Below are 12,694 nucleotides of genomic sequence, written 5' to 3'. Positions count from 1 at the left end.
CCTCAATGGGCGTCCGCCCCCTTGCAGCGCTTGAGCCGCGCCTCCAGGTTGCGATCTGGCATGGCGTGGCTGCGCAGGGCCTGGACCGTCTGTTCGACATAATCGCGGGTGGTGCCATACCGCCCGCAAGCGCTTTCGAACACCTGGTTCAGGACATCGTCCGGCAGATTGCCGGCATAGCTGGGCAGGTGTCGCTCCAGCACAAAGCCCAGGGCCTGAACCTGGCTGCCATCCTCAAGGCGGCAGTTGAGCCAGTGCGGGCGATAGGAGGGATAAGGCATTTCACGCTGCCACAGGGCGTACAGCGAGGCGTCCAGTTGCTCTTCCGGCAGCCGATAGGCGAAGCCGCTGCAGGAGCCGCCACGATCCAGGCCGAACACCAGCCCCGGCAGCTCCGGCGTGCCGCGATGCTCGTGGGACCACAGGTACAGGCCGCGATGATAACCATGCACCCTGCCCCGCTTGCGTTCGACCGCCGAGCATTCCGGCCGCCAGATCAGTGAACCGTAGGCGAACAGCCACACCGGCCCACCCTTGTGCCGGGCCATGGTGGATTGCATGGAACTGCGAAGTTGGTCGTGCGTCAGCTGCGGGCCCAGATCGAGCCGCGGAGGGTAAGCCAGATTCAGATAACTGGATTCAAGGGCTGTCATGGCGAATAGCGTTCGGCTCCCCGTGTAAAAGAAGTTACTTAATAGAACGCTTGGCAGTAACTGCAAGACACATGAGTTTCAAGGCAAGTTAAGTGCCACTAAGCAGTGGCACTTAAGTTGGAGGCTTATATATAACCTACCGGCATTTATTTAATTAGATAAATACCGATAGGCTATATACAGAGTTATAACGCGCCGCGCAGGCCCGATGCAGTCAGGGCCGCGGGGCGTAGGCAAACACGTCGGCGCGCATTTGGTGGGCATCCATCCCGGCACTCACCAGCGCATCCAGGGTGGCGTAGATCATCGCCGGCGAGCCGCTGGCGTAAACGTGTACCGCCGACAGGTCGGTAATGTCCTCGCACACCGCTTCATGCAGCATGCCGCAGCGCCCCTCCCAGCCACACAGGTCGCTGACCACTTTGTGCAGGTAGAGGTTGGGCAGTTGCTGCCACTCGTCCCAGTGTTCCAGCTGGTAGAAATCTTCCGGCCGGCGCACGCCCCAGTACAGGTGCACCGGATGCTTGAAGCCGGCGGCCCGACAATGCTCGATCAGGCTGTGCATCTGCGCCATGCCGGTACCGGCGGCGATCAGCACCAGCGGCCCATCCGGCAACTCGGCCAGGTGGGTGTCGCCAAAAGGCAACTGCACCCGAGCCATGCGGTTGCGCTGCAGTTGCTCCATCAGGCTTTGCGCACTGTTCTCGCGCACCAGCACATGCAGTTCCAGATCTCGCCCGCTGTGAGGCGCCGATGCCAGGGAAAAGGCCGACTTCTCACCGTTATCCCGCTCCAGCATCAGGTACTGCCCGGCGTGATAGCGCGGCGGCTTGCCGGCCGGTGCCCGCAGCCTGACCCGCCAGACATCGCCGCCAACCTCCAGGCATTCAGTAAGCTGACACGACAGGCTGCGCACCGGCAATTCTCCCAGCGCAAGGACGCCATCCCACAGCACGATGCAGTCTTCCAGCGGCTCTGCAATGCAAGTGTAGAACTCGCCGTGATCACGCACGTCGCCAGCTTGCTGCACGCTGCCCTCCACCAGCAGCGCCGCACAGACATGACAGTTGCCATTGCGGCAGCTCTGCGGGCATTCATAGCCCAGGCGCCGCGCCGCATCGAGAATCCGCTCGCCGGGCAGCGTCTCAAGCACGGCTCCGGAGGGCTGCAAGGTTACACGCATCAATCTATTCCTAACTGATTCCAGATGGCATCGATCCGGCGGGTGACCGCCTCATCCTTGACGATGACCCGGCCCCACTCTCGGGTGGTTTCTCCAGGCCACTTGTGAGTCGCATCGAGCCCCATCTTCGAACCCAGGCCAGACACCGGCGAGGCGAAGTCGAGGTAGTCGATCGGGGTGTTGTCGATCATCACCGTGTCGCGCTTGGGGTCCATGCGCGTGGTGATGGCCCAGATCACATCGTTCCAGTCCCGGGCATTGATATCGTCGTCGGTGACGATAACGAACTTGGTGTACATGAACTGTCGCAAAAACGACCAGACACCCAGCATGACCCGCTTGGCGTGGCCCGGGTACTGCTTCTTCATGGTCACCACCGCCATGCGGTAGGAACAGCCTTCGGGCGGCAGGTAGAAGTCGGTGATTTCCGGAAACTGCTTCTGCAGGATCGGCACGAAGACTTCGTTCAGCGCGACGCCGAGGATCGCCGGCTCATCGGGCGGCCGGCCGGTGTAGGTGCTGTGGTAGATCGGCTTTATGCGGTGGGTGATGCGCTCCACGGTGAACACCGGGAAGCTGTCGACCTCGTTGTAGTAGCCGGTGTGGTCGCCGTACGGGCCTTCATCGGCCATCTCGCCGGGATGGATCACCCCTTCAAGGATGATTTCAGCCGTGGCCGGAACCTGCAGGTCGTTACCGCGGCACTTCACCAGCTCAGTGCGGTTGCCCCGCAGCAGGCCGGCAAAGGCGTATTCGGAAAGGCTGTCCGGCACCGGGGTCACGGCGCCGAGAATGGTCGCCGGGTCCGCGCCCAGCGCCACCGACACCGGGAACGGCTGGCCCGGGTGCTTCTCGCACCACTCGCGGTAATCCAGCGCGCCGCCGCGGTGGCTCAGCCAGCGCATGATCACCTTGTTGCGGCCGATCACCTGCTGACGATAGATACCCAGGTTCTGCCGGTCCTTGTTCGGGCCCTTGGTCACGGTCAGGCCCCAAGTGATCAGCGGGCCGACATCGCCCGGCCAGCAGGTCTGCACCGGCAGCATGCCAAGGTCGACGTCGTCGCCTTCGATCACCACTTCCTGGCACACCGCATCCTTGACCACCTTGGGCGCCATGGAAATGATCTTGCGGAAGATCGGCAGCTTGGACCAGGCGTCCTTGAGCCCCTTGGGCGGCTCCGGCTCCTTGAGGAACGCCAGCAGCTTGCCGATCTCGCGCAGTTCGCCGACCGCTTCGGCGCCCATGCCCAGGGCCACGCGCTCGGGGGTGCCGAACAGGTTGCCGAGCACGGGGATGTCATAACCGGTGGGGTTTTCAAACAGCAGGGCCGGGCCTTTGGCACGCAAGGTGCGATCGCAGACCTCGGTCATTTCCAGCACTGGGGACACCGGAACCTGGATGCGCTTGAGTTCCGAGCGCTGTTCCAGGCCGCTGATAAAGTCGCGCAAGTCGCGATACTGCATGCGTGAGCCTCGTTTTCGCCGTGGCATTCGGGGCAGGCAGTTTAGCGCCGAACCCACAGGTTCAGAATAGAGAATGTCAGATAGCAAAAAGCCGGGTTTCCCCGGCTCTTGCTGGCCTGATCGATTTACTTGCGTTTCATCGACAGGAAGAACTCATCGTTGGTCTTGGTCTGTTTCAACTTGTCGACCAGGAATTCGATGGCAGCGACTTCATCCATGGGATGCAGCAGCTTGCGCAGGATCCACATGCGCTGCAGCTCGTCGTCGGCGGTCAGCAACTCTTCGCGGCGGGTGCCGGAACGGTTGATGTTGATGGCCGGGAAGACGCGCTTTTCAGCGATCTTGCGGTCCAGGGGCAGTTCCATGTTGCCGGTACCCTTGAACTCTTCGTAGATCACTTCATCCATCTTCGAGCCGGTTTCAACCAGCGCGGTGGCGATGATGGTCAGCGAGCCGCCTTCCTCGATGTTCCGCGCGGCGCCGAAGAAACGCTTCGGTTTCTCCAGGGCGTGGGCATCGACACCACCGGTCAGGACCTTGCCGGAGCTCGGAATCACGGTGTTGTAGGCACGGGCCAGACGGGTGATGGAGTCCAGCAGGATCACTACGTCCTTCTTGTGTTCGACCAGGCGCTTGGCCTTCTCGATCACCATCTCGGCCACTTGCACGTGGCGGGTTGGCGGCTCGTCGAAGGTGGAGGCGACCACTTCGCCGCGCACAGTGCGCTGCATTTCGGTCACTTCTTCCGGACGCTCGTCGATCAGCAGCACGATCAGATGAACTTCAGGGTTGTTGCGCGTGATGTTCGACGCGATGTTTTGCAGCATGATGGTCTTGCCCGCCTTTGGCGGAGCAACGATCAGACCACGCTGGCCTTTACCGATCGGGGCGCACAGATCGATCACACGACCGGTCAGGTCTTCGGTGGAACCGTTGCCGGCTTCCATCTTCATGCGCACGGTCGGGAACAGCGGCGTCAGGTTTTCGAACAGAATCTTGTTCTTGGCGTTCTCTGGGCGGTCGTAGTTGATGGTATCGACCTTGAGCAGCGCGAAGTAACGCTCGCCTTCCTTGGGAGGGCGGATCTTGCCAACGATGGTGTCACCGGTGCGCAAGTTGAAGCGACGGATCTGGCTTGGCGAGACGTAGATATCGTCCGGGCCAGCGAGATAGGAGGCGTCAGCAGAGCGAAGGAAGCCGAAGCCGTCCTGGAGGATCTCCAGCACGCCATCACCGGAGATTTCCTCACCGCTTTTCGCGTGCTTTTTCAGCAGGGAGAAAATCACGTCCTGCTTGCGCGAACGGGCCATATTTTCTATGCCCATCTGTTCGGCCAATTCGAGCAGTTCGGTAATCGGCTTTTGCTTGAGTTCAGTCAGATTCATATAGGAATGACGTAATCATTTATAGAGGGGGGAAATTAAGCTTTTGGCTTAATGAGGCCGCGCCGCAGAGAAGGCGACAGGATCGCGTACTAATTCGAAAAGGAGAGCGTCGGCGACGGCTTGCAGGGGGCAATGGAGAAACCAGTGCGGGGCCGAATGTAACACCTGAGTTTCGGAGCGTCTAGCCCTCAATTACGAAAAAGCCCCGCATTTTGCGGGGCTTTTCCAGGGCACTGAAAATCGACGCTTAGATGTTGGCGTCGAGGAAGGCAGCCAGTTGCGACTTCGACAGTGCGCCAACCTTGGTAGCTTCGACGTTGCCGTTCTTGAACAGCATCAAGGTCGGGATACCACGCACGCCATGCTTGGCCGGGGTTTCCTGGTTCTCGTCGATGTTCAGCTTGGCAACGGTCAGCTTGCCCTTGTAGGTTTCAGCAATTTCGTCCAGAACCGGAGCGATCATTTTGCATGGGCCACACCACTCGGCCCAGTAGTCGACCAGTACAGCGCCTTCGGCTTTGAGTACGTCGGCCTCGAAGCTGGCGTCGCTGACGTGTTTGATAAGATCGCTGCTCATGGAATTCTCCAGGTTGTAAGCAAAAAAACGTGGCCCATCATATCTGCCCTTCCCGCGTTCAGGAAGCCGGAGATGATTGACTCTAACTATGGTGCCCCACGAGTTTGGGTATAGCTCAGCTGGGGACGTTACGCGGGTTGCACAGGCCATTCGGCAACCCCGGCCGGCACCACGCACCTGTTGCAGCTGGGTCTTTGCCTGGCTGCCAAGGAGCGGCTCGCCCGATTGAACGGGATCTTTCCTGGCCAGGGAACCGCCGGCCCACCGCCCCGGCGCAGGCTTTTATGCGTTGAATCAACGCATTGGACACTGCGCGTTGGCGCGAGCCGTTGATCGTGGCAGGATGGCGAGGTTATCGACCGAGACCCCCAACCATGCCCCAATCCCAAGCCAAGAATCTGTCCCTGATCGCCGCGATCGATCTGGGCTCCAACAGCTTTCACATGGTCGTGGCCAAGGCCCGGAACGGTGAAATCCGCATTCTCGAGCGGCTCGGAGAAAAGGTTCAACTGGCCGCCGGCATCGACGAAGAACGCCAGCTCAACGAAGAATCCATGCAGCGCGGTCTCGACTGCCTCAAGCGCTTCGCCCAACTGATCAACGGCATGCCCCAGGGCACGGTGCGCATCGTCGGCACCAACGCCCTGCGCGAGGCCCGCAACCGCGGCGAGTTCATTCGCCGTGCCGAGGAAATCCTCGGCCACCCGGTGGAAGTCATCTCCGGCCGTGAAGAAGCCCGCCTGATCTACCTCGGGGTGTCCCACACCCTCGCCGACACCCCGGGCAAGCGCCTGGTGGCCGACATCGGCGGCGGCAGTACCGAATTCATCATCGGCCAGCGCTTCGAACCCCTGCTGCGCGAGAGCCTGCAGATGGGCTGCGTAAGCTTCACCCAGCGCTATTTCCGCGACGGCAAGATCACCCCTGCCCGCTATGCCCAGGCCTACACCGCCGCACGCCTGGAGATCATGAGCATCGAGCATGCCCTGCATCGCCTGACCTGGGACGAAGCCATCGGCTCGTCCGGAACCATTCGCGCCATTGGCCTGGCCCTCAAGGCTGGCGGCCAGGGTAGCGGCGAGGTCAACGCCGAAGGGCTGGCCTGGCTCAAGCGCAAGCTGTTCAAGCTCGGCGACGCCGAGAAGATCGACTTCGAAGGCATCAAGCCCGACCGCCGGGCGATCTTCCCCGCCGGCCTGGCAATTCTCGAAGCGATCTTCGACGCCCTGGAACTGCAACGCATGGATCACTGCGAAGGCGCCCTGCGTGAAGGCGTGCTCTACGATCTGCTGGGCCGCCATCATCACGAAGACGTCCGTGAACGCACCCTCAGCTCGCTGATGGAGCGCTACCACGTCGACCTGGAACAAGCCTCGCGCGTTGAAGGCAAGGCCCTGCGCGCCTTCGACCAGGTGGCCGCAGACTGGGACCTGGAAGACGGCATCTGGCGCGAACTGCTGGGCTGGGCGGCCAAGGTCCATGAAGTGGGGCTGGACATCGCCCACTATCACTACCACAAGCACGGTGCCTACCTGATCGAGCACTCGGACCTGGCGGGTTTCTCCCGGGAAGACCAGCAGATGCTGGCTCTCCTGGTGCGCGGCCACCGCCGCAACATCCCCAAGGAAAAATTCGCCGAGTTCGGCGACGACGGCATCAAGCTGATCCGGCTGTGCGTGCTGCTGCGTTTCGCCATCCTCTTCCATCACATCCGTGGCACCCAGCAAATGCCTCAGGTGAGCCTCAGCGCCCTGGGCGATCAGCTGGACGTGGAGTTCCCGGAAAACTGGCTGGATGAAAATCAGCTGACCCAGGCCGACTTCGCCCTAGAAGCCGAATGGCTGACCCGGGTCGGCATCGTGCTCAACGTCAACTGACCCTGCCACGGAGCTGCAGGAGCCGGCTTGCCGGCGAAAAGGCCGCTACCCCTTGCATCGCCCTCAGGGGCGCCTTCGCTGGCAAGCCAGCGCCCACAGTTCTTGCAAGCCGCACAAAAAAGGCCAGCCCGGTGATCGGGCTGGCCTTTTTATTATCGGCGACGCCTGACGCGCTTAGCGCACCGGCAGTACCGGGCTGCCAAGGCGCTCCAGCAGGGTTGCCTGGGCACTGCGCGGGTTCTGGTTGCCGGTCGGCGTATTGCGGATATAGCGGCCGTCGGACTGCAGGCTCCAGCTGTGGGTGTTGTCGGTGAGATAGCTCTCCAACTCTTTCTTGACCCGCAGAATCAGCTTCTTGCCTTCCACCGGGAAGCAGGTCTCGACCCGCTTGTCGAGGTTGCGCTCCATCCAGTCGGCGCTGGAAAGGAACATCTGTTCCTCGCCGCCATTGAGGAAGTAGAACACCCGGGTGTGCTCCAGGAAGCGGCCGATGATCGAGCGCACGTGGATGTTGTGCGAGACCCCGGCAATGCCCGGACGCAGGCAGCACATGCCACGCACCACCAGGTCGATGCGCACGCCCGACTGGCTGGCCTTGTACAGCGCGCGAATGATCTTCGGATCGGTCAATGAGTTGAACTTGGCGATGATGTGCGCCGGTTTGCCGTCCAGGGCGAACTGAGTCTCCCGGGCGATCATGTCGAGCATGCCCTTCTTCAGGGTGAACGGCGCATGCAGCAACTTCTTCATGCGCAGGGTCTTGCCCATGCCGATCAGCTGGCTGAACAGCTTGCCCACGTCCTCGCACAAGGCATCGTCGGAGGTCAGCAGACTGTAGTCGGTGTACAGACGGGCGTTGGCCGCGTGGTAGTTGCCGGTGCCCAGGTGCGCATAACGCACGATCTCGCCGGCTTCGCGACGCAGGATGAGCATCATCTTGGCGTGGGTCTTGAACCCCACCACGCCGTAGATCACCACCGCACCGGCCGCCTGCAGACGGCTGGCCATCTGCAGGTTGGACTCTTCGTCAAACCGCGCACGCAATTCGATCACCGCGGTGACCTCCTTGCCGTTGCGCGCCGCGTCCACCAGGGCGTCGACGATCTCCGAGTTGGCCCCACTGCGGTACAGGGTCTGGCGCACTGCCAGCACATGCGGGTCCTTGGCAGCCTGGCGCAGCAGGTCGACCACCGGGGTGAAGGATTCGAACGGGTGCAGCAGCAGGATGTCCTGCTTGCTGATGACGCTGAAGATGTTCTCGCTGTTCTGCAGCAGCTTGGGGATCTGCGGGGTGAACGGGATGTATTGCAGCTCCGGGTGGCTGTCCAGGCCGGTGATGCTGAACAGCCGCGTCAGGTTCACCGGGCCGTTGACCTGGTACAGCTCGGTCTCGTGCAGGTTGAACTGCTTGAGCAGGTAGTCCGACAGGTGCTTGGGGCAGGTGTCGGCCACTTCCAGGCGCACCGCGTCACCGTAGCGACGGGAGAACAGCTCGCCGCGCAGCGCACGGGCCAGGTCTTCGACGTCCTCGGTGTCCACTGCCAGGTCGGCGTTTCGGGTCAGGCGGAATTGATAGCAGCCTTTTACCTTCATGCCCTGGAACAGGTCATCGGCGTGGGCGTGGATCATCGACGAGAGGAACACATAGTTGTCGCCAGGGCCGCCGACTTCTTCCGGCACCTTGATGATCCGCGGCAGCAGGCGCGGCGCGGGGATGATCGCCAGGCCCGAATCGCGCCCGAAGGCGTCGATGCCTTCCAGCTCGACGATGAAGTTCAGGCTCTTGTTCACCAGCAATGGGAACGGGTGCGTCGGGTCCAGGCCGATGGGGGTGATGATCGGCGCGATCTCGTCGCGGAAATAGCGGCGAACCCAGGTCTTGAGCTTGGTGGTCCAGTAGCGGCGACGGATGAAACGGATCTGATGTTTTTCCAGTTCCGGCAACAGGATGTCGTTGAGGATCGCGTACTGGCGGTCGACATGCCCGTGCACCAGTTCGCTGATGCGCGCCAGCGCCTGGTGAGGCTGCAGACCGTCGGCACCGGCCTGTTCGCGAGCGAAGGTGATCTGCTTCTTCAGGCCCGCCACGCGGATCTCGAAGAACTCGTCCAGGTTGCTGGAGAAGATCAGCAGGAACTTCAGGCGCTCCAGCAACGGATAGGACTCATCCAGTGCCTGCTCCAGCACGCGGATGTTGAATTGCAGCTGCGACAGCTCGCGGTGGATGTACAGGCTGCTGTCATCCAGGTTGGGAATGACGATGGCCGGTGCTGGTTGCGTCTCGGCCACCGCGGCCGGGGCCACTGGCTCCAGTTCCGGCGGGGTCTCCACCACTTGCTCGACCACCGGCTGAGCTTCTTTTACGGCAACTTCTGAGAGTCCTTCAGTATTCATCGCGTGTTCCTGGGAGGGCTATTTTTGCTCTCGTAACAATTGAGCAGCACGAACGGCAAAGTAAGTCAGGATGCCATCGGCACCTGCACGTTTAAAAGCGGTCAGGGATTCAAGAATAACCCCCTCACCCAACCAACCATTCTGGATTGCTGCCATGTGCATGGCGTATTCGCCGCTGACCTGATAGACAAAGGTCGGCACCTTGAATTCATCTTTGACCCGCCAGAGGATGTCCAGGTACGGCATGCCCGGCTTGACCATGACCATGTCCGCGCCTTCGGCGAGGTCCGCCGCCACTTCATGCAGGGCTTCCTGGCCGTTGGCCGGGTCCATCTGGTACGAGGCCTTGTCGGCCTTGCCCAGGTTCAGCGCCGAGCCCACCGCATCGCGGAAGGGGCCGTAGTAGGCGCTGGCGTACTTGGCCGAGTAAGCCATGATGCGCACGTTGGCATGCCCGGCCAGCTCCAGGGCCTCGCGGATCGCCTGGACCCGCCCGTCCATCATGTCCGACGGTGCCACCACCTGGGCGCCGGCCTCGGCATGGGACAGGGCCTGGCGCACCAGGGCATCGACGGTGATGTCGTTCTGCACATAACCCTGTTCGTCGAGGATGCCGTCCTGGCCATGGGTAGTGAACGGGTCAAGGGCAACGTCGGTGATCACCCCCAGGGCCGGAAAGCGTTCGCGCAGGGCGCGGGTGGCACGCTGGGCGATGCCGTCGGGGTTCCAGGCCTCGGCCGCATCCAGGGACTTGAGCCCGGCCGGCGTCACCGGGAACAGCGCCAGGGCCGGAATCCCCAGATCGACCCAGAGCGCCGCCTCTTCCAGCAACAGGTCGATGGTCAGGCGCTCCACACCCGGCATCGAAGCCACCGCTTCGCGGCGATTCTCACCCTCGAGCACGAACACCGGCAGGATCAGGTCATCCACGCTCAGGCGGTTTTCCCGCACCAGACGGCGGGAAAAGTCATCGCGACGGTTGCGCCGCAGACGAGTGGCTGGAAACAGGCGGTTGGCGGGGGTAAAGCTCACGGCGGACTCCAGGGCTCGCGCTGGCGGACGAGCGGGACAGTTATAAGCGGGCATTATGACGAACAGATGACAGTTGTGCTCAAGCTGTTGACCGGCAGCAACACTCATTGTCATTGGCCGGATTGTTCACGTCGAGACACATTTCGATACTTTCCCGAACGTCGTCGAAGGGGTAGGCTGCGCGTTCATTTCGCCAGCATCCAGACAATGCTCCAACAATTTCTTCAGGATTTCGGCTACTTCGCCCTCTTTCTCGGCACGTTTTTCGAAGGCGAAACCATTCTGGTTCTTGCCGGATTTCTCGCGTTCCGCGGATACATGGATATCAACCTGGTGATGGTGGTTGCCTTCTTCGGCAGCTACGCCGGTGACCAGTTGTGGTACTTCCTGGGGCGCAAGCATGGCCGCAAGCTGCTGGCGCGCAAACCGCGCTGGCAAATGATGGGTGACCGGGCGCTGGAGCATATCCGCAAGCACCCGGATATCTGGGTACTGAGCTTTCGCTTCGTCTACGGGCTGCGCACCGTGATGCCGGTGGCCATCGGCCTGTCCGGCTATCCGCCGGGCCGCTACCTGCTGCTCAACGGTATCGGCGCAGCGATCTGGGCCATAGCCCTGGCCCAGGCGGCCTACCATTTCGGCGCAGTCATGGAAGGCATGCTCGGCAGCATCAAGAAGTACGAGCTGTGGGTGCTGGGCGCCCTGCTGGTCCTGGGCTTCGGCCTGTGGCTGCGCCGGCGCTTCAAGAACGCACGCCTGGCCAAGCAGATCTACGAAGCCGAACAGGCCTCCGCCCGGGAACCTAAGACGCCAGCCGAGTAACACGCGAGCCGCAGCAATACAGCCCGCAGACACTCAGCAGGCTGTAGCTGCCCAGCGCCACCCAGGCCAGGGGGCTGGCCGGCCACAGACCGACCAGCGGCGCCAGCCATACCAGGGGCAGATTCAGCAGCAGCCGCGCCCCTTCCAGTTTCAGGCTCCAGGGCCGATCCTCCAGAGCCGCGCCCAGTACGAACAGACCCAAGGCCATCGCGCCCCCGCCCAGCAGCAGTGCCTGGACCGACAGGCTGCTCTGGGCATTCATCAGGTAGCTGCCCAGGGCTACATACACCGCGAACTGCAGCACCACGTACATCTGACGCCGCACATCCAGGGCCACCTCGAATTTGCGAAACTGGCTCAGCTCCGGCTTGGCCAGGGGATAACGGGCCTGCACATCCGCCGGGCGCCAGCCGGTGCGCATGAACCAGATCCGCAGCTTGTCCCGCACATGCTCGGTGCGCCGGGCATCATTCCAGAGCTGGGTATAGAACTGCAGATTGGCCCACAGCGGGTTCCAACTGGCCAGCGGGGTCGTCACGCCGAACACCACGGGCTCGTTGTCGTCCTCTTCCTGGTAGGTGCCGAACAGCCGGTCCCAGAGAATGAACACCCCGCCGTAGTTGCGATCCATATAAAGAGCGTTCTGCGCGTGATGGGCCCGGTGATTGGAGGGGGTCACGAAGAACCATTCATACCAGCCCAGCTTGCCGATGTGCCGGGTATGCACCCAGAACTGATACAGCAGATTGAGGGCTGCCACCGTGACGAACACCACCAGCGGCACCCCGAGTACCGCCAGGGGCAGGTAGAAGATCCAGCTCAACAGGAAGCCGGTGCTGGTCTGGCGCAGAGCCGTGGAGAGGTTGTAGTCCTCGCTCTGGTGGTGCACCGAGTGAGCGGCCCAGAGGATATTGCGTTCATGACCGCAGCGATGCAGCCAGTAGTAGCAGAAGTCGTACAGGACAAAGGCCCCGATCCATACCCAGAGGCTGTGCGCCGGCAGCTCGAACAGCCCCCAGTGCTGGAGGGCGAAGGTATAAGTGACCAGGCCCAGCCCCTTGGTCAGCAGGCCCGTGGTGGTGGACAACACGCCGGTGCTGATGCTATTGACCGCATCGGCAACCCGGTAGTTATTCACTCCCCGCCAGCGATCGACCAACAACTCAGCAACAATCAACACAAAGAAAAACGGCACCGCATAGAGGATGAGGTTCATGGCGCGACTCGATCGATATCGATAACCAAGATTAGGTCCGACGACTCCATCCCCCTATGGCCAGGTGTGACAAACAGGCGGACATTTAG

The 12,694-nt window shown here is 61.9% G+C and carries 10 protein-coding genes; 2 read left to right on the top strand and 8 right to left on the bottom strand.

Annotated elements, in window-relative coordinates; genetic code table 11:
• Nucleotides 1-2: 2 nt before the first annotated feature.
• The 5 genes from AC1RMG_RS22790 to trxA form a co-directional block, all read right to left on the bottom strand.
• Entirely contained in the window at nucleotides 3-653 is a 651-nt protein-coding gene (locus AC1RMG_RS22790; protein ID WP_011064153.1) for a gamma-glutamylcyclotransferase, read from the bottom strand.
• Nucleotides 654-867: 214 nt separating this feature from the next.
• On the bottom strand, nucleotides 868-1,836 hold the full coding sequence (locus tag AC1RMG_RS22785) for a CDP-6-deoxy-delta-3,4-glucoseen reductase (RefSeq protein ID WP_011064154.1): 969 nt from the start codon (nucleotides 1,834-1,836) through the stop codon (nucleotides 868-870).
• Nucleotides 1,836-3,302 (bottom strand): 4-hydroxy-3-polyprenylbenzoate decarboxylase, encoded by a 1,467-nt coding sequence (ubiD, locus tag AC1RMG_RS22780; RefSeq protein ID WP_258611284.1) that lies wholly within the window; start codon nucleotides 3,300-3,302, stop codon nucleotides 1,836-1,838. Before ubiD ends, AC1RMG_RS22785 begins: the two co-directional genes overlap by 1 nt.
• A 125-nt stretch (nucleotides 3,303-3,427) precedes the next feature.
• Complete coding sequence (rho, locus tag AC1RMG_RS22775; protein WP_011064156.1) at nucleotides 3,428-4,687, bottom strand: transcription termination factor Rho; 1,260 nt, start codon at nucleotides 4,685-4,687, stop codon at nucleotides 3,428-3,430.
• A gap of 247 nt (nucleotides 4,688-4,934) precedes the next feature.
• The gene (gene trxA / locus AC1RMG_RS22770; protein WP_003206727.1) at nucleotides 4,935-5,264 is read right to left on the bottom strand and encodes a thioredoxin TrxA; all 330 of its coding nucleotides are present in this window, start codon (nucleotides 5,262-5,264) and stop codon (nucleotides 4,935-4,937) included.
• A gap of 374 nt (nucleotides 5,265-5,638) precedes the next feature.
• Here trxA and ppx point away from each other — a divergent pair, with 374 nt between their 5' ends.
• Nucleotides 5,639-7,141 (top strand): exopolyphosphatase, encoded by a 1,503-nt coding sequence (ppx, locus tag AC1RMG_RS22765; protein WP_011064157.1) that lies wholly within the window; start codon nucleotides 5,639-5,641, stop codon nucleotides 7,139-7,141.
• 174 nt (nucleotides 7,142-7,315) lie between these two features.
• Here ppx and ppk1 read toward each other — a convergent pair whose 3' ends face one another.
• Entirely contained in the window at nucleotides 7,316-9,535 is a 2,220-nt protein-coding gene (gene ppk1, locus AC1RMG_RS22760) for a polyphosphate kinase 1 (RefSeq protein WP_077934942.1), read from the bottom strand.
• Between the two features lie 18 nt (nucleotides 9,536-9,553).
• Nucleotides 9,554-10,567 (bottom strand): porphobilinogen synthase, encoded by a 1,014-nt coding sequence (gene hemB, locus AC1RMG_RS22755; RefSeq protein ID WP_072451840.1) that lies wholly within the window; start codon nucleotides 10,565-10,567, stop codon nucleotides 9,554-9,556.
• 207 nt (nucleotides 10,568-10,774) lie between these two features.
• Between hemB and AC1RMG_RS22750 the strand changes: the two genes are divergently transcribed.
• Nucleotides 10,775-11,389: a DedA family protein gene (locus AC1RMG_RS22750; RefSeq protein WP_011064160.1), complete on the top strand. Its 615-nt coding sequence runs from the start codon at nucleotides 10,775-10,777 to the stop codon at nucleotides 11,387-11,389.
• Here the strand turns inward: AC1RMG_RS22750 and AC1RMG_RS22745 are convergent.
• Nucleotides 11,370-12,605, bottom strand: a complete 1,236-nt coding sequence (locus tag AC1RMG_RS22745; RefSeq protein WP_493170339.1) for a sterol desaturase family protein — start codon at nucleotides 12,603-12,605, stop codon at nucleotides 11,370-11,372. The two genes, AC1RMG_RS22750 and AC1RMG_RS22745, sit on opposite strands and share 20 nt — an antisense overlap.
• Nucleotides 12,606-12,694 lie beyond the last annotated feature (89 nt).

The organism is Pseudomonas sp. GW822-FHT04H02, assembly GCF_058800645.1.
This window is presented reverse-complemented; position numbering and strand designations above follow the sequence as displayed.

Bases quoted from the DNA above. Each gene is read 5' to 3' on its own strand.
- AC1RMG_RS22790 (WP_011064153.1), bottom strand. From the start codon at position 653: ATGACAGCCCTTGAATCCAGTTATCTGAATCTGGCTTACCCTCCGCGG.
- AC1RMG_RS22785 (WP_011064154.1), bottom strand. From the start codon at position 1,836: ATGCGTGTAACCTTGCAGCCCTCCGGAGCCGTGCTTGAGACGCTGCCC.
- ubiD (WP_258611284.1), bottom strand. From the start codon at position 3,302: ATGCAGTATCGCGACTTGCGCGACTTTATCAGCGGCCTGGAACAGCGC.
- rho (WP_011064156.1), bottom strand. From the start codon at position 4,687: ATGAATCTGACTGAACTCAAGCAAAAGCCGATTACCGAACTGCTCGAA.
- trxA (WP_003206727.1), bottom strand. From the start codon at position 5,264: ATGAGCAGCGATCTTATCAAACACGTCAGCGACGCCAGCTTCGAGGCC.
- ppx (WP_011064157.1), top strand. From the start codon at position 5,639: ATGCCCCAATCCCAAGCCAAGAATCTGTCCCTGATCGCCGCGATCGAT.
- ppk1 (WP_077934942.1), bottom strand. From the start codon at position 9,535: ATGAATACTGAAGGACTCTCAGAAGTTGCCGTAAAAGAAGCTCAGCCG.
- AC1RMG_RS22750 (WP_011064160.1), top strand. From the start codon at position 10,775: ATGCTCCAACAATTTCTTCAGGATTTCGGCTACTTCGCCCTCTTTCTC.
- AC1RMG_RS22745 (WP_493170339.1), bottom strand. From the start codon at position 12,605: ATGAACCTCATCCTCTATGCGGTGCCGTTTTTCTTTGTGTTGATTGTT.